The organism is Rhodococcus sp. NPDC055024 (genome assembly GCF_053608585.1).
On record NZ_JBSGVT010000011.1, the window covers coordinates 17,268 to 39,166 of the forward strand.

Annotated in this window: 15 protein-coding genes and 3 pseudogenes; 10 read left to right on the forward strand and 8 right to left on the reverse strand. The window is 59.9% G+C overall.

Translation table 11 applies throughout. The features are described from left to right. Nucleotides 1–1,986 (forward strand): YhgE/Pip family protein, encoded by a 1,986-nt coding sequence (locus ACWF6P_RS21915; RefSeq protein ID WP_452622439.1) that lies wholly within the window; start codon nucleotides 1–3, stop codon nucleotides 1,984–1,986. A gap of 84 nt (nucleotides 1,987–2,070) precedes the next feature. Further along, nucleotides 2,071–3,450: a glutamate decarboxylase gene (locus ACWF6P_RS21920; protein ID WP_452622440.1), complete on the forward strand. Its 1,380-nt coding sequence runs from the start codon at nucleotides 2,071–2,073 to the stop codon at nucleotides 3,448–3,450. A 425-nt stretch (nucleotides 3,451–3,875) separates the two neighbouring features. Here ACWF6P_RS21920 and ACWF6P_RS21925 read toward each other — a convergent pair whose 3' ends face one another. Further along, a complete protein-coding gene (locus ACWF6P_RS21925; protein WP_452622441.1) occupies nucleotides 3,876–4,487 on the reverse strand; it encodes an FUSC family protein in 612 nt (203 codons plus the stop codon). Between the two features lie 798 nt (nucleotides 4,488–5,285). Here ACWF6P_RS21925 and ACWF6P_RS21930 point away from each other — a divergent pair. The 3 genes and pseudogenes from ACWF6P_RS21930 to ACWF6P_RS21940 all read left to right on the forward strand — a co-directional run bounded on the left by ACWF6P_RS21930 (nucleotide 5,286) and on the right by ACWF6P_RS21940 (nucleotide 6,650). Further along, on the forward strand, nucleotides 5,286–5,645 hold the full coding sequence (locus ACWF6P_RS21930) for an alkyl sulfatase C-terminal domain-containing protein (protein WP_452622617.1): 360 nt from the start codon (nucleotides 5,286–5,288) through the stop codon (nucleotides 5,643–5,645). 511 nt (nucleotides 5,646–6,156) lie between these two features. Next, nucleotides 6,157–6,417: a ribbon-helix-helix domain-containing protein gene (locus ACWF6P_RS21935; protein ID WP_452622442.1), complete on the forward strand. Its 261-nt coding sequence runs from the start codon at nucleotides 6,157–6,159 to the stop codon at nucleotides 6,415–6,417. A gap of 27 nt (nucleotides 6,418–6,444) precedes the next feature. Then, a pseudogene (locus tag ACWF6P_RS21940) lies at nucleotides 6,445–6,650 on the forward strand (toxin). A 401-nt stretch (nucleotides 6,651–7,051) separates the two neighbouring features. On the opposite strand, the pseudogene ACWF6P_RS21945 reads toward ACWF6P_RS21940, so the two are convergent. Next, nucleotides 7,052–7,265 (reverse strand): annotated as a pseudogene (locus ACWF6P_RS21945) (transposase); the annotation flags it as partial. Nucleotides 7,266–7,486: 221 nt separating this feature from the next. Continuing rightward, nucleotides 7,487–8,797 carry a hypothetical protein gene (locus tag ACWF6P_RS21950; RefSeq protein ID WP_452622443.1) on the reverse strand — a complete coding sequence of 437 codons (1,311 nt, stop codon included), beginning with the start codon at nucleotides 8,795–8,797 and terminating at the stop codon, nucleotides 7,487–7,489. A gap of 1,169 nt (nucleotides 8,798–9,966) precedes the next feature. Between ACWF6P_RS21950 and ACWF6P_RS21955 the strand changes: the two genes are divergently transcribed. The 4 genes from ACWF6P_RS21955 (at nucleotide 9,967) to ACWF6P_RS21970 (ending at nucleotide 17,532) form a co-directional block, all read left to right on the forward strand. After that, nucleotides 9,967–10,182 (forward strand): hypothetical protein, encoded by a 216-nt coding sequence (locus tag ACWF6P_RS21955; RefSeq protein WP_452622444.1) that lies wholly within the window; start codon nucleotides 9,967–9,969, stop codon nucleotides 10,180–10,182. A 1,316-nt stretch (nucleotides 10,183–11,498) separates the two neighbouring features. Beyond that, the gene (locus ACWF6P_RS21960; RefSeq protein ID WP_452622445.1) at nucleotides 11,499–15,563 is read left to right on the forward strand and encodes a Pls/PosA family non-ribosomal peptide synthetase; all 4,065 of its coding nucleotides are present in this window, start codon (nucleotides 11,499–11,501) and stop codon (nucleotides 15,561–15,563) included. After that, nucleotides 15,560–16,300: a BPL-N domain-containing protein gene (locus ACWF6P_RS21965; protein WP_452622446.1), complete on the forward strand. Its 741-nt coding sequence runs from the start codon at nucleotides 15,560–15,562 to the stop codon at nucleotides 16,298–16,300. Before ACWF6P_RS21960 ends, ACWF6P_RS21965 begins: the two co-directional genes overlap by 4 nt. Then, a complete protein-coding gene (locus ACWF6P_RS21970) occupies nucleotides 16,297–17,532 on the forward strand; it encodes a heparan-alpha-glucosaminide N-acetyltransferase domain-containing protein (RefSeq protein WP_452622447.1) in 1,236 nt (411 codons plus the stop codon). Before ACWF6P_RS21965 ends, ACWF6P_RS21970 begins: the two co-directional genes overlap by 4 nt. Here the strand turns inward: ACWF6P_RS21970 and ACWF6P_RS21975 are convergent. The 5 genes and pseudogenes from ACWF6P_RS21975 to ACWF6P_RS21995 all read right to left on the reverse strand — a co-directional run bounded on the left by ACWF6P_RS21975 (nucleotide 17,504) and on the right by ACWF6P_RS21995 (nucleotide 21,030). After that, nucleotides 17,504–17,890: a hypothetical protein gene (locus tag ACWF6P_RS21975; protein ID WP_452622628.1), complete on the reverse strand. Its 387-nt coding sequence runs from the start codon at nucleotides 17,888–17,890 to the stop codon at nucleotides 17,504–17,506. The genes ACWF6P_RS21970 and ACWF6P_RS21975 overlap by 29 nt on opposite strands. A gap of 3 nt (nucleotides 17,891–17,893) precedes the next feature. Then, nucleotides 17,894–18,295: pseudogene (locus ACWF6P_RS21980) on the reverse strand (BPL-N domain-containing protein); the annotation flags it as partial. Nucleotides 18,296–18,963: 668 nt separating this feature from the next. Next, on the reverse strand, nucleotides 18,964–19,890 hold the full coding sequence (locus tag ACWF6P_RS21985) for a hypothetical protein (protein ID WP_452622448.1): 927 nt from the start codon (nucleotides 19,888–19,890) through the stop codon (nucleotides 18,964–18,966). 2 nt (nucleotides 19,891–19,892) lie between these two features. Continuing rightward, on the reverse strand, nucleotides 19,893–20,186 hold the full coding sequence (locus tag ACWF6P_RS21990; RefSeq protein ID WP_452622449.1) for a hypothetical protein: 294 nt from the start codon (nucleotides 20,184–20,186) through the stop codon (nucleotides 19,893–19,895). A gap of 415 nt (nucleotides 20,187–20,601) precedes the next feature. Then, on the reverse strand, nucleotides 20,602–21,030 hold the full coding sequence (locus ACWF6P_RS21995) for a hypothetical protein (RefSeq protein ID WP_452622450.1): 429 nt from the start codon (nucleotides 21,028–21,030) through the stop codon (nucleotides 20,602–20,604). Between the two features lie 373 nt (nucleotides 21,031–21,403). Between ACWF6P_RS21995 and ACWF6P_RS22000 the strand changes: the two genes are divergently transcribed. Next, nucleotides 21,404–21,874, forward strand: a complete 471-nt coding sequence (locus ACWF6P_RS22000; RefSeq protein WP_452622451.1) for a hypothetical protein — start codon at nucleotides 21,404–21,406, stop codon at nucleotides 21,872–21,874. Nucleotides 21,875–21,899: the final 25 nt, after the last annotated feature.

Consider the following 21,899-nt stretch of genomic DNA (forward strand, 5'->3'; position numbering starts at 1 on the left):
ATGCTCGCAGGTATATCTCTGGGCAGTGATGTCAAACGCTACTCCCGCGGCACCCTGCCACGAATCGCGATCGTCACCATCATCTTGTTACCGTTGCTCTACGGCGCCATGTACCTGTGGGCGTTCTGGAACCCGTTCGGCGAAGTGAACAAGATCCCCGCAGCGATTGTCAACAACGACTCGGGACGAACATCGACAGGCCAACAAGTCGACGCCGGCGATCAAGTCGTCAAATCGCTCATCGCCTCCGGACAACTTGACTTGGCAGAGGTCTCGGATCAAGAAGCCCAAGCCGGACTCTCCAGCGGCAAGTACTATTTCACGATCACCTTGCCGGAGAACTTCAGCGACGCTGTCGAGTCCCCCAACGGCGACGACCCCGAGAAGGCCGATCTCACCTTCACCTTCAACGACGCCAATAACTATCTGGCCACCATCATCGGGCAGGACGCGTCCGAACAGGTCATCAACCAGGTCAACTCGACCATCGGCGCCCAAGGCGTCGGCCAGGTCCTGACAGGTTTGCAGACCGCCGGTTCGGGCCTGGGCCAGGCTGCCGACGGAGCGAAGACCCTCGCAGCCGGTATCGACACAGCCAAAGGTGGGGCCGATCAACTCAGCTCCGGCGCAGGCGAACTCGCCACCAACATGGTCACCGCACGCGATGGTTCAGCGCAGCTCGCAGCCGGGGCCGGGCAACTCGCCACGGCGATCGACGGTGTCGCCGATCCATTGCTCAACGCCCTCGACTCCGGTAACGTGCCCAACCTCGGAGCCCAAGCGGGGCAGCTGCGGCAATCGCTGACTGCGCTCGGAGATCGCCTCCCACAACTGCCACAAGTTACGGTCTCCCCGGCAATCCAGCGGGTGCTTGACCTTCTCGGACCCAGCACCGACCCGCTCGCACAACAGGCCGTCGCAGCTCTCACACCTCTCGCGGTTGCACAGCCCCAAAGTGACACTGCCGCACTACAGGCAGAGATAGCGCGACTCAGCGATGATGCACGCGCGCTCGAATACCAGTTGACGGATCCATCCAGTCCCCTGCAATCCGGACTCGCTCTGCTGCAAAACGGCGGACTCGCCTCGGACGTGCGGCAACTACGCGACGGCGCCGACCAGCTCAGTTCCGGAGCCACGACTTTGAACTCCGGGCTCATCCAGTTGACCGACGGCAGCGACCAGCTCGCGAGCGGAGCCGATCAGTTAGCTTCGGGGATGGTGGAGCTGCAATCGGGCTCGGGCGAATTGGCAGACGCACTCGCAAAGGGCGCTGGACAAGTCCCGAGTTGGACCGACGAGCAACGCACCGCTACCGCGGACACCCTGTCCACACCAGTCGCACTCAAGCAGGACTACACGAACGAGGCACCCACGTTCGGCACTGGATTCGCGCCGTTCTTCCTCTCCTTGGCTCTGTTCGTCGGCTGCATCATTACCTGGATGTTGTTGACCCCGTTACAATCCCGTGCAATTGTCAGTAATCTCGGCCTCTATCGAACGGTTCTGGCTTCGTACTGGCCGGCGCTGCTCATCGGCATCCTCCAAGTGATCACGATGTACGCCGTAGTACACATAGGAGTGGGCCTGGACGTCAAACACGTTCCCGGAACGATCCTGTTCCTGATGTTGGTCTCGGCGACCTACCTGGCGATGATCCAGATGTTCAATGCTCTCTTCGGAGTCGCAGTCGGCCGGGTGGTGACCTTGGCATTCCTGATGCTGCAGCTGGTCTCCGCCGGCGGAATCTATCCAGTGCCCACTACAGCTACACCCTTCCAATACATTCATCCCTTCGACCCGATGACCTACACCGTGAACGGACTGCGCCAACTCATCACCGCCGAACACGTCGATTCGCGACTCTGGACAGCAATCGCCGTCCTAACCGGCATTCTGCTCGTCTCGATAACTATCAGCGCACTCTCGGTTCGCCGCAACAGGCGTTACACCATGGAACGCCTGTATCCGTCAATCGAAGTGTAATTCACTGCAATACAACAACATTCGAGTTGATACTCGACTGTCCGACTGATCCGCAATCGCTCGTTCGACTATTGGAGGAGAAAGATGTCAGATATTTTTGCAGCTCCCACCGAAACCCTCGCACCTGCGTACACGGGACGGCTCGGTACCGATCCGATTCCGGCTCTCAGAATGCCCAAGGCCGAGTCGGATCCTGAAGCGGCGTACCGGTTTATCCACGACGAACTAATGCTCGATGGCAGTTCCCGACTGAACCTGGCAACTTTCGTCACTACCTGGATGGATCCTCAGGCTGACAAGCTGATGGCCGAGACATTCGACAAAAATATGATCGACAAGGACGAGTATCCCGCGACAGCGGAGATCGAAACACGTTGCGTCAACATGGTTGCCGACCTCTTCCATGCAGAAGGGCTGACCTCTGACCCTGCGTCCGCGACGGGGGTTTCGACGGTCGGGTCCTCCGAAGCTGTCATGCTCGGCGGACTCGCACTCAAATGGCGCTGGCGCCAGCGCCGCGAACAAGAAGGTAAAGACACCACGAAGCCCAATCTCATCCTCGGCAGCAACGTCCAGGTCGTCTGGGAAAAGTTCTGTCGCTACTTCGACGTCGAACCGAAATACCTCCCCATGGAGAAGGGCCGCTACGTCATCACTCCCGAACAGGTCCGTGACGCCGTCGACGAGAACACCATCGGCGTGGTCGCTATCCTGGGCACGACATTCACCGGCGAACTCGAACCCGTCGCCGAGATCGCCGAAGCCCTCGACGAGATCGCCGCAAACGGCGGTCCCGACGTCCCCCTCCACGTCGACGCTGCCAGTGGAGGTTTCGTCGTCCCGTTCCTGCACCCAGAACTGATGTGGGACTTCAAGGTTCCACGTGTGGTCTCGATCAACGTCAGTGGCCACAAGTACGGCATGACCTATCCTGGCATCGGTTTCGTTGTCTGGCGCTCGAAAGAACATCTGCCGGAAGATCTGGTGTTTCGAGTCAATTACCTCGGCGGCGACATGCCGACCTTCACCCTCAACTTCTCTCGATCAGGTAACCAGGTCGTCGGCCAGTACTACAACTTCATCCGCCTCGGCGTCGCCGGATACACCCAAATCATGGAATCGCTCCGTGACACCGCGCTAATGCTCTCCGCTGCAATCTCCAAGATCGACAACATGGCGATCATCACCGACGGCACCGCTATACCGGTCTTGTCCTTCGAAGTCGTCGACGACCCAGGCTTCACTGTCTTCGACATCTCCCACGAACTCCGAGCACGCGGATTCCAAGTACCTGCCTACACCATGCCCGCCGACGCCGAAGATGTCGCCGTCCTGCGGATCGTCCTACGAGAAGGTTTCAGCCAAGATCTCGCATACAAACTCGCCACCGCCATCAACGAAGTCGTCGAACAACTGCGCAAGAGCAACGCCGATCGACCCCAAAGGACTGCCTTCTCCCACTGACCGCGGTTGCGGGGAATCCACGACACCGCTCCCTCAACAACGTTCACTCCGGTCCGAGGTACATTTGGGTCAGACCGGAGTGAACGCGTTTCTCGATAGCCTGCCTGCTATTTCACCAAAAATACGGGGTTGTGTGGGCCGTTGTCGTTGCGGGATCGTCGCCTCGAGTGTCACCGCTACCAGTTGGTTGAGTGCAGCTGTTCAACTTTCCTGATCACGTCGAAAACAGCGAGGGCCCGATATCCTGGGGTTTATCCGCTATTACCGGTACTGCTCTGAACTGTTGAAATCAACCCCGCATGTGAAGCATTCGATACAATGGGGCGGCTAATCCGGCCAGCAAGTATGTCTGGTAGCGGAAATCCTCGCATGCCTGATCTATGATTTCCCTACGCCGACCCTCAACGTATCCAACAGTTGGACGATTATCGATTATTCGCGACAGGCCTCAATGCCATGTCGGATATCTTCAGAACTAATACCGTTACTGATGCGGCGAGTAGCGTAAACCCTGCTCTTTCAGCATATCCGAGCATTACCGTCTCCGGAGTGAACGACAAGCACATGAGCGCAGCAGTGAGAAGAGCGGCGAAGACCCAGTACGGCGCTTTCAGATATGCGATTCCACTGAGGACTGCCACGAACACCCCAATCGCCGTAGTGACAGAGTTAATACCGATGATGTTGACCAACAATGCAGCGACGAACCCACCGGCCACAGTTCCCAATACACGATGAAGGGTTCTTCTACTGGTTCCAGCGATACCAGGTTGAAGTACTACGAGGATTGTCAGTACCACCCACCACGCATGGCCCCCTGGTAGCCAGAGCTTGGCGGCAAGAGTCCCGAAAAAAACCAGACAGACTAACATGATCGTGAACCGGCGTAGGTCCTCATCAGTCGGTTGGTCATGGGTCTTGTGTGGGAGATCATCCAGAAGCAGGACACCCAACAGGACAACCCATGCACCTCCAAACAGTACGAAACCCGTCACCACCGCTGCAGAAGCAAGCGAGTTCGGTGCAGAATCAGCCAAGCGCGCGCCAGGAGCCGCGATTGCTGCCAAAGCGGCTTGGCTTGCTATGTACGTCGCGGCTCCTTCCCACCCTCTGGTGTACGACCATGCAACACCTACACATATCGCGGCAACGAACACGCCCGAGAGCCAAGCGGACCCACTGACTACAAGGCCGAGGAACACCGAAATCGGAGTCAGTACCGCGGTTACCGCTGCGACGCGTACCCCGCATTCAAGGGCCACTAAAGCCGGAAGAAGTCCAAGGTAGATAAACGGCGCGTACGAACTCCACCCAATCAGATAAATACAAATCATTGGAACGAAGCATAGGAGCAGGCCCGACACCCATCGCACCATCGACGTACTGCTCGTGCTCATACTATTTATGCCCATGCACGGTGCCGATCTTCGAGATGCCGTAGATACGGCACTTGCGAGCAAGGATTCCAGATGTCGACAAGAAATCTTTAGAAGAACCTACAACTTGAATCTGACATGAACAGCAGAATCATCAATACAGGCCATCTTACTCGAAGGGAATCGAACGGTACGTTATCAACATACCGGCACCAACCAGAAATTGTACGGTCCAGCCCAATCCTGTCTGTGGTGGTAGCGCTTTGCGGGATCGTCTCGTAGGCCAGCATTAGCGCGGGCCCGCTGTAGTCATGAGGCATCGAGTCGGCGTAGGTGCTGCGCCGTGGCCGAACACTGCGGCGCTGTCTCTGCCGCCCGCGAGTACCACCGCGAACAACATCAGCCTGAAACCCGCTCACCCGGAACGGATGAGGTGCAACAGCCCCACGGTGAGGTCAACTGGAGCATCCAACTGATCCACCGTCGACAGGGTTCGACTACCTGGGAATCCACATCGTCGGCGAACGCGCCGCGACAGTCGACATCCGCATCAACACGACCTTTACCGATATCGGTGACGAATGGACAATGTGGGTCCGCAACGGCGTCCTCAACGCGCGCCGAGCCCACCATCCCGACGCCCAACTCACCATCGCCGGCCCCAAACCGGCCTTGGCCGCGGTCCTGCTGCAACCGCACAACGCCAAGGCCGCAATAGAAAAGTTCGGCCTGAGCACCGAAGGAGACCCCGCCGTTCTCGACGCACTCGCCGACATCGTCGAAGACTTCGACCCCCACTTCAACATCGTCACACCCTGACAACACGCCAGGTAATCCTGAACCTGCCGGGAGAGCACCGCAGCGAATTCAATCGGTGTTCTCCTCGACGGACCGCTTCGCGGGCTAAAAATCAAAAGGACTGCTGCGGGACTACCTCTCCACGAGCACCGACCTGAGCGCACACTTGCCCCAACATCTCCTGGCGGTCGATAACAACATCACCGACCCGCCGAACTATCCAAGACTTCACTCCCACAAAACTATTCGAGCCACGGTGAACCTCAATCCATGTCGACTGTTGCAACGATGACTAGAACCCGCCCCGTCGTTTCTGGACTACTTTCCAATCGTCGCCGACAACATATCCAGCGCAAGAATCCATCGCACCCGTAACCAGTCGTCTTCAACGAGATCGATCCCCTGTGGTCGTGGAATCGCCAGAATCACAGATATTCAGCACGCTGGCCCCTCCCTGGACGAACCGGCCCTGGCTGCCCTGCAGCTGGGACCCACCGCCCTCAACCGCTAATTTCGTATTACACTAATATTCATGACTGACGAAACGATCAACGGTCAACCTGTCACCGAAAACATGATCGAAGAATGGGCACACGAAGCCGAGACCGGCTACGACGCCGAAAAGTTGCGCAAACGAGGCCGACCCACCATCGGCGCCGGCCCCGGGGCAGTAGTGCCCGTCCGTATGGACGCCGCATTGCTCGAAGCGCTGAACGCGCGAGCAGAACAAGAACACGTCTCCCGATCCGAAGCGATCCGAGAAGCAGTGCGCGCCTGGACCCAGATCGAGTGAAGACATAAATCCGCTCTCAAACACGGAATCAGCGAAGACGCCGGGATCTACGCGCCAGAGCACCACGTGTGGATCGCAGATCTTGACGACGACAACCCTGCCCGCCAATTCAGGCTGGCTTCGACCCCGACGGCCGCCTCCTCGAACTAGTCGTCCTGCGCTTAGACAGCAGAGACCGACTGCTCATCCACGCTATGAAAGCCCGATCCCACTACCTCGACCTCTTGGCATGACCCGTGCCGATCACCGCGTAGGCGACACCCGTCGCTGTCGCGTCGGAGTCTTGCCGTCGCCCTGCAACCGAACCACCTGCCCGGTGGATCGACAGGACTGAACTGTGCCCCGGCCTTTCGACAGGTGGCGTTGAACGCCGATCCGCAACTCGATGACCGGACGTGACATCTCGTGCACCGACTCAGCGTCCGCCACCACCCGAACGAAGTACAGATATTGGCATGGCGACTTTCACCCTGACGACTAAGGAAATAAACCCTGCCGCGGGCAAATGCCCGACCACAACCGCCCGCTTTGGGCAGTCTGGAAGCGCATTCCACCACCTCGTACTGTTGATTGTCGGCGAAACTGGGCCTATCTCGATGTAGGTGTTTCGGCCGGTTTCCATCAGTACGTTGGCACGATTGGCGAACGTGATCGCGAACGCGTTCAGAGCAGGCTTCCACCTCATTGTCCATCGCGCCTAGCCCTTACCTTGTCGCGGCCAGTGAATGCGTTACCAAATAGAGGCACTTCAGCGCAGCGCCCTCGGCGGGGAAGTGCCCACGAGCTTTCACAGCCCTCCGATACCGGGCATGCAGTGATTCAATAGCATTGGTAGAGAAGAGAACTCGTGGCGTCGACCAGTAGGCCCAGCAAACTTGGCGCTATAGAAGACGACTCGTTGGGAAGTCGCGTGTCGCCCCATCCGGATCACTGGGCGGGATGGCCTGCGCTTGAACGAAAACTCCGATGGTCTCCCTGTCGAGTGGGTTCGACGGGCAGAGCGGTGGCGGTCTTCTCGGCAGTCACCGAGCAAGTGACAGCAACGGGGTGGTCCAATTTGTTCCAGCGGTCAGGGAAGAGTTCGGAATGACCCCGATCCGACGACCATGCCATCGGCTTCCAGAGTGTAGTTGTACGCCGTACTCGGCGCGAGACTGGAGACGATGCTCAGGGTCCGAAATCCGGTCAGGGTTGTGTAGTTGTATACGTAGAACGGGCCTTGGGTAGCTGTGACTCGGAACGTCGTTCGACTAATGCCGGCAGGAATGGGCACGACCACATTTGCGCCGATTCTCGTCGGAGTGAGTGTGTAATTCCAGATTGCCGGGGGCGGCGCTGTGGTGGTTGCCGGGGGCGGCGCTGTGGTGGTTGCCGGGGGCGGCGCTGTGGTGGTTGCCGGGGCCGGCACCGTTGTTGTGGCTGGGGTCGTTGCTGTCGTGGTCGTCGTCTGCGTGGTTGTGGGGATTGTGGTTGCCTGGGTCGCGGTCGGCCCGGGAGTGGCAGCGACCGTGGTAGTGAGAGTGGGAATGTTCGGCGCATGATTATCGAGGTGCCCCGCCAGAACTGTGCCAAATGTGCCGGAAAGGTTGTGTCCAAGGCCTGCGGGAGATTCGAGATCTACCGTAAAGCCTTGTGCCGAATACCAAGCTAACCCTTTCTGCGCGTCCAGAAGAGCGTTGTAGCCGTCGCTGACATTGGTACCGTTGTCGGCGCCCCCGGTGTACCAGTGCATGGGAAGGCCGGCGACCAGGCCGCTGGCGAAGGGCTGAACCGGAACACGTGGCCCACCGCCGCCGCCGAAGACCAGAGTCCCGCCGCCGTCGATCTTGCTCGAGTATTTTGGCAGGAAGAACTGGGTGATCAGCTGAGAGCCTCCGCTGTAACCGACGAGCCAGATGTCCTCAGTGTCGATGTTGTAGCCCGCTTTCAGGGTGTCGAGTAGGTCGGCGACAAAGTCGGCGTTTGCGCTCCCATTTTCCCACCAGGTGATGTCCCCCGTGGAGTCTGGAGTGCGTATCGCGACGGTGATGTAACCCCTCGAACGGGCTTGGGCCACGATGCCCGACGAACCGCCCAGGCTGTACGACGAGGTGGGGTTCGCGAATTCGTATGCCCCGTCGCCGTGGAACTGCAGCACCAAACCGGCAGCGTGATCCTGGGGGATGCCGGCGGCGTACACGTGGTACTTCGACGACAGACCGTTCGACGCAGTGAAGGGTTGAAAGGTCCGGTCCGTATAAGCCATCCCGGTGCCGTGCGTGCTTCCGGCCGAGGCGATCGATGGCGCGACGACGATTGCCGCGAGACCGGCCAGTATGGCCAGAGTCGCCATGGCCAGGGCGGTCACGGCGGTCGCGGCCTTCAGTCTGACTCGGTGCATCTGCGCCTGCCTTTCATCTCAAGGGCGCGTTGTATCCGCGTCCCTCCAACTTCGAATGAACAATGCCACTTCTGGTACCGCACAGTCGGCACTTCCCGATAGCGCACTGCGGTGGCGGGTTCGGATTGAACGGTCCGCATCGTGAGCAACGAGTCCCGGTTATCCGATCGGTGTAGTCGGCGATGACCCTTCCGCGTGTCCGCGCTGACGTACCATCGAGCGATCCGCCAGTCATCGCACATTTTGCATTGAAGTAGCCGGGTTGGTCCTCCTTGGCGGTAGTTTCGAAACGGATCATCGTCAACAATGGGACCGGACGTACCGTGAAACCCCGCTAGCAGTCGAGCGTGTCGGCGGAACCTCATCGATTGATCCACGACCGCCGATTGCCGATGTCGATCGGCAAGAGCGACCGCCCGATCGGGTGGCAACCCCACCGGCGGACGTGCGCCCATCGAAACTGGTCGGCAAAGCCAGCTGTTCTCGCCTCTACAGAGACGGTGCCAGCGAACCCTTTGAGCATTACGTCGCTCATCGGGGTCAAGCTCACCCCCGCGAGTACCTCACTGAAGTCCAAGTTACCCGATCCATTCAGGCGAAATCGGGCCACATAGACGAATCGTAGAGTTAACATTTGTCGGTCAAATCATCAAACTTCGACGAAATCGACTGCAAGGAAGAAGATTCCGGACCGAAGGAAGGAACTGTCGCACCACCTTACAGATGACGCTGCAGACTATGCTCTGCCGACTTCGGTTATGGGGTTGGGTAGCCGACCTACGCAGGTAGCCGGCACGGGCGAACCTATCGACCGCGAAACGGGCCCGAGCGGCAGGTGGTACCCCGATGACGGCGACTTTCTGTGCAGTTCGATGCACTTGTCGTGAACAGGGAAAGAAATAGGTCACCACCGGCAACCCGGGGTTGCTGCAGGCAGTGGCGCCACAATTTCGTCCCGCGCAGCGACCGGTCAGCGATGACGCAGTAACATCGGCGACGGTGGAGCGCTGCTTTCCACCTCGGTGCCAGCCCATCACCCACCCCACCAGGCAGGAAGCCGCCTCTTCCGTCTGTCTGCATGATCCGCACGTGCAGGAGCTGCTGCGGCCTCCCTACCGAGCGGCTGACCGCCAACTCGAGAACAACTGCCCATTAACGACGACGCTCCCATGTGTTCACTCCTGCGAACAACGCGGCTCAGCCACGTCCAGTTCGGCAACGACGTTGCCGAACACACCCTGCTCGGACTCCTCGCCATAACCGGAGTCCTCGAAGAACGCCTCATCCGACTCGAAGCACCAATCCAATCCACCCCTCCCCCGCACCATGACCTCACCACCAGCTCGACACCCGCCGGACACGGCAACGCGGATGGCTCGACATGACAGTAGAAACTGCCTTCGTCCTCGGCTGCAACACACCCGCCATCGCCCTCGTCTGGCGGGCAGTCTGAAGAGACCTCCCTATCTCGACCAGCCGGATTCATCGCAATTTCGCGAGATCATGGCGATGGGGGTGGCGGGTCCCGATTGCTGGACTTCCGGAATTACGCAGCAGAACGTGTAAATACCTCGTGGGTATCGCCTTTCGCAGAAGACGAGTTCAGAGTTCAGTAGTATTTGGGAGCCCGTCGACCGCCTGGTCACTCAACGGAGGCGGGCGCCCGTCTCCTCACCTCGGCTCTGAGCCTGCGCCCGCCGAATTTCGCTCAAACAGCCGGCACCGCTGATCCCTTACACGATCCATCGCACATCGACTCCCTACGGTCGGGAGAGCACGATCTCGCGGCCCACATCGTCGTCGTCGAAACCTGCGAAAACTTCCCAGCAACAGAGGCATGGCGGAACACAGACCCGTCATCACGGGCGCAGGAGCTCGCTGACAATCGGTCTGCTCGACGCCTGAGACCGGATTCCGGGCACTCGATCATCGATGCATCCGCCACCTACCCAGGCTCCGTGCTTGAGTCCAGACTTACATAGTTACCAATCGGTAAGGATCAATTCCGCAGCACCACTCGATATCGGGAATGGTGAGAGGAACACGAGAGGGCAGTCGTCCTGCGCGCTCTTCATTGGGCAATTTTCTACGGTCGATTGCGCCGGAGGCCGGGGGTCGCTGGCTTTTGTCCATTGCCCTCGGGTGCTCGACGGTAGGCAATGGACGAGGGATGTATCGCTCGGAGTTTCCGCATTTTTCGGTTCCCTGCGAGCTCTGCGTCGGGACCTTTGGCGTCGTTCAAAATTCCCGACGTGAGAGCTGAAATTCGGACAAATGATGCGCTGTGCTGCACATATATCCATGTCTCGGATGTGTGGAGCCTGTGATGCATCAAGTCTTCGACGGTCGTCACGGAACGCAAACATGCACAATGGGACTAAAGTCACATTTCCCGCGACTGCGAAATTTCGTCCACTCTCCCGGAGTTTGCTACGCGTGTTACCTGACAATTACCTGCAAATATGCTGGCAGCGGGAATTTCCCGACAATAGGGACGTTTGCCGCTAGGCAGCAACCGAATTTCGGAGATGGTCGGTGGGCGGATTCAGATGATTCGCGCGCTAGGTTTTTCCCGAGAAACGACGTAGCGTTCCCCACTGCAATCACTCAGCTAGTTAATTTCTGAAGCACAGAGCTGCGTGCGCTGATGTACGTAGCGCACGCCGTGGAACGGCGGGACGGATCCCGCGAAAGGGACGTCATGTCGGATTACAACGGTCTGTGGATTGACACCTGGGCCGGGTCGAATACCCGGCACGGTGTTCGGTCGTCGCGGCCTCGCCGGTTGAATCATGTCTTCGAGGCGAGTGCGGACTCGGTTCCAGGCGCTATTGCACTCGAGTGTGATGGTGTCGCAATCACCTACCGCCAGCTCGACGAGCGATCGAATCAGTTGGCGCAGTTGTTGATCACGCGAGGGATCGGGGTGGGTTCCCGCGTTGCGATCTTCCTGCATCGTTCGATGGATACGTATGTGAGTTTGTTGGGTGTCCTCAAGGCCGGAGGTACGTTCGTACCGATCGACCCCGGCGCGCCGTCAGACCGTGTGGCGTACGTTGTCGAGGACGCCGCGGTCCAGCTCGTGCTGACCTCGTCCGAGCTGGCGCCAAGGACCAAAGAATGCGCGGTCGAGTGCCTTTCGCTGGATGCGGCTATAGACGAGTTGAACACCCACGGACGGCAGCGTCCGGTTTTGGATCCGCGATCGGATCCGGATCCCGCGTGCTACATCCTGTACACCTCGGGTTCGAGTGGTCGCCCCAAAGGGGTCGAGGTTGCTCAGTCGAGTATCTGCAACTTCCTCGACGTGGTCCCGGACGTGTACGACGTTCAGCCGAATGACCGTGTCTACCAGGGGATGACGATTTCGTTCGATTTCTCGATCGAGGAGATTTGGCCTACCTGGGCTCGCGGTGCGACGATCGTCGCCGGGCCGACGGACAGTCGTCGCCTCGGCGGCGAGTTGGCGGATTTCCTCGACGAAAACGCCGTGACCACGCTCTACTGCGTGCCGACTTTGCTTGCCACGATCCCACGCGACCTACCCGAGATTCGGAATCTTTTGGTCGGAGGTGAGGCGTGCCCGCGTGAGTTGGTCGAACGGTGGTCGCGTCCGGGGCGCAGGATCCTCAACACGTACGGGCCGACCGAGGCAACGGTCACCGCGACGTGGGGTGAGCTTCTGCCGGGCCGTGCGGTGACGATCGGGCGGCCTCTGCCGACGTATTCCGTGGTAATTCTCGACGAATTTCGTGGGCTTGTTCCCCATGGGGAGGTAGGTGAGATCTGCATCGGCGGGCGCGGAGTCGCCCGCGGATACGTCGGACGCCCCGACCTGACAGCAGATCGGTTCATCGATCATTTTTCGGTGCCTGCGGGCGAAAAGCTCTACCGGACAGGCGATCTCGGCCGATGGACGACCGAGGGTGAGATCGAATATCTGGGCCGCGCGGACGCCGAGGTCAAGATTCGTGGGCACCGTGTCGATCTCGGCGAGATCGAGAGCGTCCTCCTCGAGCATCCGTCGGTATCGGAGGCTGTCGTGGCACTCGTACCGGCCGTATCGGGCGAGGCGACGCCGTCGGAATTGTGCGCCTACATCGTCCTCGTCGACCCGATCGAAGACGAATACCTTGTCGGGGAACTCGCAAGAGCAGTCTCGCAACGACTCCCTGCCTACATGGCGCCCACCTTTGTCGACGTCATTTCCGAGCTGCCGGTGATGCCTAGCGGCAAGGTGGATCGGTCGAAGCTTCCGGATCCGACCCGGCGGCGGTTCTCGGCACCGAAGGGGCCGGTAGTCGAACCTCGCAACGAGCCGGAGGCCCAGATCCGCGCGATCTGGGCCCAGGCGTTCGGTGTGCCGACAGAAGAGTTGTCGGTCGAAGCGAGCTTCTTCGACGACCTCGGCGGGCACTCGCTGCTAGCCGCCACCGTCGTATCCGCCTTTCGCGAAAGCGGAATCGGTGCTGCTCCCTCGATCCGCGATCTGTACAGCCACCCGACCATCCGCTCGATCACGGCGAAGCTTGCAGCAAACGACTCTAATTCACCGATCGACGCGAACGTCACTGTCACACATGCCGATACGGACGTCGCGCGCGCGGGCGGCATCCAGTTGGCGGTGATCTATGTGTTCCTACTGATCACCACGCTCCCTGTCTCGTTCGTCTACACGAAGAACGACGGTTTCGTCTCCGTGCCGGTCCTGTTCGAGATGTTGGCAGCGATCATGCTCACGTACCTCTGTGTGCGCTGGCTCCTGCCGGTGCTCAGCGCGCGGCCACTTGCGGCCGGAATCAAGCCGGGACAGTACAAGCTCTGGGGCCCGACATATCTGCGACTGTGGACCCTCGACTTACTCCTGGCGATCGGCGCCTTGCCGGTAGTCAGCGGATCACCGCTGATGTCGATCTATCTCCGTATTCTCGGCGCGAAGGTCGGCCATCGCACGACCATCGCGACGTCCTCGATATCGTTGCCGACCTTGGTCGACATCGGCGCCGGGGCATCGATCGGGTACGGCGCGACCATCAGACCCTGGCGCGTGGAATCCGGCGCGGTCGTGGTCGGAAAGATCGTCATCGAACCAGGGGCGTTCGTCGGCGCTAACGTCGTCCTCGAACCGGGATCGACTGTCGGAGCGCGCGCGGTCCTCGGAGATCAGTCCTTGTTGCCCTCCGATCACATCGTGCCGCAGGAAGCGAGATGGGCCGGGTCGCCAGCAGCACCCACCGAAGCAATGGATCCGGCGGTGGAAACCATGATGCGCGCCGACAGTGTCCGGGCGCGTTGGAAAGTGCGGCACATCCTGGCCGCGCTCGTGGGCCTGACTGCCCTGGAAGTGGGTGCCATCGCTCTGATAGTTCCCGGCATAGCGCTGGTCTGGGGCGCCCTGCTGGCATGGGGTGTGTTGGCGGGCTTAGTGGCGACCTTGCTGAGCGGACCGGTCTTCGTGGTCTCGGTCTGCGTGTTCGTCGCCGTGAACAAGTATCTCGTTCTCCGCATTGCTCCCACCGGGATGCATCCCGCCCGCTCGGGTCTCGGCATCCGCAAGTGGATGGTCGACAAACTGCTCGAATTCAGTTTGCTGTTCACGAACTCGCTGTACGCAACGCTGTACACCGCACCATGGTTGCGGCTACTGGGGGCGAACATCGGCCGCGGCGCAGAAGTCTCCACCGTCTCGCACATCGACCCGGACATGCTCACCATCGGCAAGGACAGCTTCGTCGCCGACATGGCCAGCGTCGGCAGTGCGAGCTTCGCGAACGGCCGGATAATGTTTCAGCCCACGACGATTGGTGAACGCACCTTCATCGGCAATGCAGCCGTCGTCCCGTCCGGCATGGACATCGGCGACAATGCGCTGATCGGCGTCGCGACGGTACCGCCCGTCAACGGCGTTCCTGCAGGTACGTCATGGCTCGGGTCACCGGCCATCTATTTGCCGAACCGCCAGGACAGCGGCGACTACGACGACGAACTCACCTACACACCCCCACAGGAGGTGGTGCGCGATCGCTACGTAATCGAATTCTTCCGCGCCACACTGCCACCCACAGTTCTCGGCGTGAGCTTCTACCTGTATCTGCTGGTCCTGTCCTCGCTGGCGTTCGGACGTGAGCTTGCCGTACCGGCACTGGTGGCACCGCTCGTCGCAATGGCCTCCAGCCTCGCAGTGATCGGATTCTGCGCCGCAGTCAAGCGAAACACGGTCGGGCGCTATCGACCCCGCGTGGAACCGTTGTGGAGTAAATTCGTTCGCCGCTCCGAGTTCGCGACAGGACTCTACGAGAGTGCAGCCGTGCCGATAGGCGTCGGAATGCTCGTCGGCACACCGTTCCTGCCGATGATATTGCGTTGGTTCGGTGCGACGATCGGCAAGCGCGTGTGGTTCGGAACCACGTATCTCACCGAATTCGACCTCGTCCACGTCGGCGACGACGCCACCATCGGCACTGAAGCCTCGCTCCAGACACACCTCTTCGAGGACCGCGTCATGAAAATGTCCACGATCACCGTCGGAGCCGGCGCCAGCATCGGGACACGGTCGATCATCCTCTACGACACGATCATCGGCGAACAAGCCTCGCTGAGTCCACTGTCGCTCCTCATGAAAGGCGAGGAGCTTCCACCGAAGACGAGTTGGCGGGGAATCCCTGCCGAAGGGATCCGCGCCGACACGACCCATCCCCCCGCGGACAGGTCGACGAATCACTTCGACGTCACCGTCATCAACGTCGCCGAAGGAGTACCCGCATGAAATGGGTATCACTGTCCGGGAACAAATCCCGCGCTCGCGGCAACTACAGCACCCGGCCCCACCCACGAGCACTCGTCTACCGCGGCCCCGCATCACTCCCCGGATGCCCGGAAGCTGTCGCTGATTTGTTGTCGTCGAGCGCCTGGAACTTCGACGTGCACTTCGTCGGACCCGACGAACAACTGCAGATCGACGAACAAACCCTCCATTCCGCAGTACTCTATGCCCAACCCGGCGGCGGTGACCTGGACAGCGCCTTCACACACCTACGCCGACACGTGCCCGCGATACAACACTTCATCCGCGCCGGCGGACGCTACCTGGGATTCTGCCTCGGCGGCTATCTCGCAGGCCGCAGCCCAGGATTCGAACTGCTACCGGGCGATGCCGACCAATACGTAGCCCTGCGCAGCGCCGAAGTGCACGACACCAAAAGCACTGTCCTCGAAATTGATTGGCGGGGCCACATCGAGGAGATGTACTTCCAGGACGGACCGTACTTCTCGCTCGATCACCGCTACCGGGACTATTACGCCAACGAGGCTGACATTCTCGCCCGGTACAGGAACGGAAGCATCGCCGCACTGAAGGTCGACTACGGAACAGGGCGCGTCGGAGTAGTCGGACCGCATCCAGAAGCAGACGAATCCTGGTACACGGACGACGGATTAGTCCCGCCACACCATGTCGCCACCGATCTGGGTCACCGCCTGATCAACGCGGTGATGACCCGATGACCGCCAGCCCGCTCGCACCAACCGAAGCCATCCCCGCCGCAACGAAACAGCGCCTTCTCGGCATCGATGCCGCCCGCGGCATCGCACTGCTCGGCATGATGGCCGTCCACTCCCTCGTCGCAGTCGGCGACAACGGATCACCGACACTGTCCTACAGCATCGCGGCAGGTCGATCATCAGCGTTGTTCGCGGTCCTGGCCGGAGTCGGAATCGCGTTCACCACCAGCCGTGCCCGAGTAGAACGCGGCGTCCGTGGAGCTACCGCCGCGTCACTGGCAGCACGAGCAGCAGCAGTCGGCGCTATCGGTTTGATCATGGGATACACCGACGCCGAGTACGCCGTGGTCATCCTGCCGTACTATGCGATTCTCTTCCTCCTCGCAATCCCCCTGGTCTTCCTCCCCACCCGCACCCTCGCCGCCCTCGGGCTACTGATCGCGGTCGCCGTACCAGCTGCCATCGAATTCTTCGGAACATCACTGCCTGCACCGAGTCTGGACAACCCAACGCTGATCGGCATCATCGAGAACCCGGCCGGCTGGGCCACCGAACTCCTGCTGAACGGCGAATTCCCGGCTCTGCCTTGGACGGCATACATCTGCGCCGGAATCGTCATCGGACGCCTGCGGCTGACCTCAGCCACGGTTGCAGGCTCCCTGCTTATGTTCGGTACCGCACTCGCTGTCGGGGCCCGCATTCTCTCCGAGATCCTCATCTTTCACTTCGGCGGACTCGAAAGCCTCGTCGCGAGCAGCGAACTGCCGCGCCAGGAGATCCTCGACCTCATCTCCTACGGAGCCGACGGCTCGGTCTACGGATCGACGTGGTGGTGGCTCGCCGTCGACGGCCCTCACAGCAGCACACCATTGGATCTGTTAGGAACGATCGGCTCGTCGACAGCAGTCATCGGAGCAATGCTGTTCCTCGGTCATCTCGCAGGCACACGATTGGGAAAGTTGACCAATCTCGTCATGATGCCCTTGGCAGCGGCTGGCTCGATGACATTGACGCTGTACGTACTCCATATCTGGTTCATCAACTCGAACTACGACACCTACAGCGCCTGGACGGGATACCTTCTGCAGGCGATGACCGCGTTCGCGATCGGAATTTTCGTGAGGCTCACTACTGGCCGCGGACCATTGGAAGCGTTCGTGACGATGGTCGCCAATCGAAGTAAGCGAGCAGTTACCGAACAGGCACTCACGCGCTCTGCCCAGGGACATGGCTGACCGAAGCGATCAAATCGTGGCCAAGGTCGAAACAAATCCCGTCCGGATTCGTCAGACCGTTCGTGTACCAAGGTTGGTCGGCTTCCGGATGCGGTCCGACGACACCCACGCGACCGCGCCCGAAGCCGACCGTCGCCGCTGCAATTTTCCCGTTTCGGTACCTCGCCAAGACCTCCACCGAAGCATCGTCACGCAGCACGAATATCGGACCGTCCTGGAAGAACATCGAACGCCCCTCGCCCCGCCAACCCACCTCGACCGCCGTGATGCCGGTGGTGTCGATCTCCGAGTTCCGGGACGAGATATACCGCGCGGTGTCACCCGGAAGGAGCCCAAAACCCGGTGTGACTCCTGCCAAATAACCGCCTAGACAAAACCCGAGACAACGCCCGCCGGGGTTAACCCACTCGCGAATCGACTCTGCATGTTGTTCCATGTGGACCCACGCCGATGCGAGCTCCCCGCCGCCTGGTTGCGCGTAAAGCGACACAGTTGCCAAGGAGGCCGCGGTCAGCGGAATCTCCTCAGCCGGACCGCAAAAAGTGACCTCGTACGGGTCCGGCGCAGACTCCAACAACCGCACAACAGCCTCAGGACACCCCGGCGACGACGCCGGGCCCCGATATACAAGTGCACGCCGCACAGGGCACACGAGTGGGATCGGCTGGCGTAACACTCGCGCCCCCACGACAGCCAGAGCAGCGGAAAGAACAAATGTTCGGCGCTTCACTGAACAAACCTCATCAACGATCTCCACCGTCACGGCTCACCCTATCGAACTACGCTCCCGCACTGCAGTGTCCGTCAACGTCGCCAAACGGAGTGCACGGTCTGCTCCGGCTGGCATGACAGGACGAGTCCCCCCGTTCAACCAGGTTCCGAGACCTTCTCCTGGACAGACAGACGCAACGCTGGGGTCGAACTAAGCCTCCGCTGCCATCGGCAATCTGACCATGCGCTCGGCGTGTGGAACGATGGATCCTCCGACCTGCGCCCTCCCCAGTGTCAAACATGCGCTTGCCCATTACACTCGCGCCGCCAACAACCAGTACACCAAACACTTCCTCGGGACGCTCGGGGCGATCTGTCAACTCTGAAACTAACGAAAATTGTTTGGCGGTTGCAACTTCCGATGAGGTAAGGCACAGCCGTCGGCTGCACTGGCAAGGTTGTCGGCGCGAGTTGGCCCCTGGCTCTCGCAGCTACCAACCACGGTCGAATCTCTGATCGGCTGGGCGGTGTTGAGGTCGCCGGGGCGCCAACGAGAGTACTCATTTCGTATTCTTCGCCGAATTCAGCAAGGTCGCCAACATCGCGTTGCCGAGCCACATCAATTGCGTCCGAACGAAAGCTCTTCCTATTGAAAGGCACCGGGGCCACTTCGCTTCTCGACTCGGTGGTAGTGGTTGATCTAGAACCGACGACATCTTGTCAATCCGCCTCCTTCCAGCGATTCGGCAGGTGACGGAACGTCACGATCGGGGGGAGCGCCGCTAACCCGAGCGCAGAGAGGCTCGCCGGTAGCGCGACCAGCCTGGATTCGACGTTGATCTCCACCGCCTGATCGAGTTGCGTCGAGGTCAGTTCTATCCCGGCGAGACTGGCGCGGAGGTCATCGTTAGCAACGAAACCTACCGAACTGGCAGTTACGTCGATACTGCTGCTGGACAGTAGATTTGGGCAGTTCGCGATTCGGACCGAAGCGGACTGTGCGAGCTCGGACATCAGGATCGCCCCGGCGACGACGGTGCCGGTGCAGAGGCCGAGAGAGTTCGCCATTTCCCGAGCACTTTCGATCTCGCCAGCGATAACAGGAGGGTTGGTCACCATGAGAAGCGCACTGCCCGCGCTCAATCCGACTCCGATACCGATACCCAAGCAAACTTCGCTGACCAATATCCATGCACCGGACCATCGGTTCGAGAGAGTCAGTTCCAACAGAATCGCCGACGCCGCGGCGAGTGCATGCGCCCATGTCAGGAGCCTTTGGCACGCAAGCAGTCGCATCAGTGCAGGTGTTGCCGACGCGGAGGCGAGTGCGGTCAATGGGATAGGTATCAACATCATTGCCGTGCCCAAAGGGCTCGTCCCCAACACCATCTGGGTGTACAGCGGTAGCAGGTAGCTCACACCGGCCATCAAAAGGTTTACCGCGACCAACCCACTCAAACATGCTCGGTTGAGATCAGACTCGAACACCGAAGGTTCGAGTAAGGATGTTCCTTCGCCCTGGAGCAACAAGTGCTGGCAGGCGACGAACATTTGCAGGACGAGGCCGCCGATCACCAGCAACGCGAGCACAGATGTGAGTCCGAGCACACTCACCGGCGCGGACTCGGCGGCGAGAACGAGCCCCATGATCAGATCCATTTGATGGTGGCGATAAACAACAGCACCCCGACGGCTGACAACGCGATACTCGTCTTGTCGACGGTCCCACGGAATTGAATCCAGATAAAGACCAAACGTGATGCGATGACCATTGTCCCTGCCATGATGGCGAGCAACAGCGCGAAGGGCGCCCTCCATCCCAGGGCTTGGATGAGCAGACCGCCAATTAACAAAGCAAACGCGGCACCCGCCAGGACCGCCACCGCAACGGTCCGCTGTGGACCGGAATACTCCTGCCCTAGAATCGCCAACGCGTTGGGCACGAGAAGCGCGCCGCCGAGTCAGGCGATCGCCTCGCGGGCAATCAGCATTGAAATAATCGGGGCCAGAAAGCAAGACAGCATGCCGAACGCTTGATGCCCAACCCGAGGAACTGAGCGTTCTTGGCACTGAGCACACCGCTGATCTTGCCGCCCGTGATCGCGAAGGACCGTTTTCGTGACAGTTGCGGAATACGGTCGAGACGCTGGGGTTTGCAATGGGCAGGCCTCAGCAGGACCAATACGGTAGAGGTCGATCAACGCTCGAGCGCGTTAAAACGGGCACAGCTCGCGAATCAAGGAGGCCCCGGCGAACCACAATTGTCTGACAGGCCCGTCTACAGGTTAGTAACTACTGTCAGCCGAGTTCGCAGCAGATCCCACTCCGCACGCCCCTCGGCCGGTCGTCGAATATCGATCAACTCAGACTCAAACCACCAAGCAGCGCACGCAGCGGACCCAGCAGATCTTCGACACTCGAGACCACGGTGGTTTCACCCACACGCACCGAGACTGTGTTCTGGAACTTCGTCTTGTTGTTGTCCTTGCATTCCCAAGACACGGAATAGAGACCTGCTGCGTACGGACCGAAGGTGATCGACTCGACGGCAGCACCGTCCTTGTACTTCGCTTCCTTCTTCGCCACCCGAGTCTCGGACGAGTCGTAGATCTTGAATTCACACTCGCGCAATCCGTTTGAATCGGCAGTCGGCGTGATGGTGATGGTCAAATCGCCGTTTCCGGCGACACCGACGGTCGGTGCTGCGGCTGCGACACCGCTCGGAAGCAGAACAACCGGTGCGGCGAGTGCCGCGGCAACAGATGCACGGAAAAGTGTTCGGTTCATGAATCCTCTATCTGGAGTGAAAGCCAAGTGGGACAGTTCAGTTCATGGTTCTCCGCACGCGACGCAGTACAGGACCGGGCGAATCAGATCGAAAGATAGCAGAGATTCTTTGGCAGTAGTTGGGCTACATTTTACCCGGATGGGTCATCAATTGAGGTGACGTGAAGCCAGATATCGACCTACATTTCAAGTGGCAGCACTGCAGCAAAGCTACGGACGTAGCTCACCATCTCGAGAAGCTTTAGTGTTATCGTCCAGCACAGCCGCTCATCCGAGATGCGGTAATCCACATGGCACCAACCACTTTCGCGCTCGCGAGGACTCTGAGTACACCTGTCTCGTTTGAAGCGCTGGACGAAAGAAACACCCGAACATGAAAAGCATTTCCATCCGTACCGCCGCTATCGCCGGCTTGACCGTGCCATTGTTCCTCCTGACACCGGTATTGGCCTCGGCCGACCCCGCCATCACCGTCATCGCAAATCCCGACCTCACTATCACCGTGAACCCGACCGCCGACGAGAACAGCTTGAAAGAATGTGAGTTCAAGGTCAAGAACGCTGCAGACAAGACGGTCGACGAAAAGAAGATCAAGTACATCAAGGAGGGTGTCGATGTCGGCCCCATCTCCTTCGGCCCGCTCGCAGTCGGCGACTACGTCGTGAAGTCGGAGTGCGAAACAATTCCGGGCAAGAAGTTCAAGACGAATATTCCCGTCTCGGTGGTCGAAGCACCGATCGTCGACCCCGGCACAACCGAACCCGGCACAACCAACCCCAGCACCGGATCTGCGGATCTCGGATCGTTCTTCGAATCCATCTTCGGCAAGCTCAGCCAGAGCTGACCCACTTCCGCGGAAAAGGAACACT

Coding starts and splice junctions, on each gene's coding strand:
- ACWF6P_RS21915 (WP_452622439.1), top strand. CDS start 1: ATGCTCGCAGGTATATCTCTGGGCAGTGATGTCAAACGCTACTCCCGC.
- ACWF6P_RS21920 (WP_452622440.1), top strand. CDS start 2,071: ATGTCAGATATTTTTGCAGCTCCCACCGAAACCCTCGCACCTGCGTAC.
- ACWF6P_RS21935 (WP_452622442.1), top strand. CDS start 6,157: ATGACTGACGAAACGATCAACGGTCAACCTGTCACCGAAAACATGATC.
- ACWF6P_RS21950 (WP_452622443.1), bottom strand. CDS start 8,797: ATGCACCGAGTCAGACTGAAGGCCGCGACCGCCGTGACCGCCCTGGCC.
- ACWF6P_RS21955 (WP_452622444.1), top strand. CDS start 9,967: ATGTGTTCACTCCTGCGAACAACGCGGCTCAGCCACGTCCAGTTCGGC.
- ACWF6P_RS21960 (WP_452622445.1), top strand. CDS start 11,499: ATGTCGGATTACAACGGTCTGTGGATTGACACCTGGGCCGGGTCGAAT.
- ACWF6P_RS21965 (WP_452622446.1), top strand. CDS start 15,560: ATGAAATGGGTATCACTGTCCGGGAACAAATCCCGCGCTCGCGGCAAC.
- ACWF6P_RS21970 (WP_452622447.1), top strand. CDS start 16,297: ATGACCGCCAGCCCGCTCGCACCAACCGAAGCCATCCCCGCCGCAACG.
- ACWF6P_RS21985 (WP_452622448.1), bottom strand. CDS start 19,890: ATGGGGCTCGTTCTCGCCGCCGAGTCCGCGCCGGTGAGTGTGCTCGGA.
- ACWF6P_RS21995 (WP_452622450.1), bottom strand. CDS start 21,030: ATGAACCGAACACTTTTCCGTGCATCTGTTGCCGCGGCACTCGCCGCA.
- ACWF6P_RS22000 (WP_452622451.1), top strand. CDS start 21,404: ATGAAAAGCATTTCCATCCGTACCGCCGCTATCGCCGGCTTGACCGTG.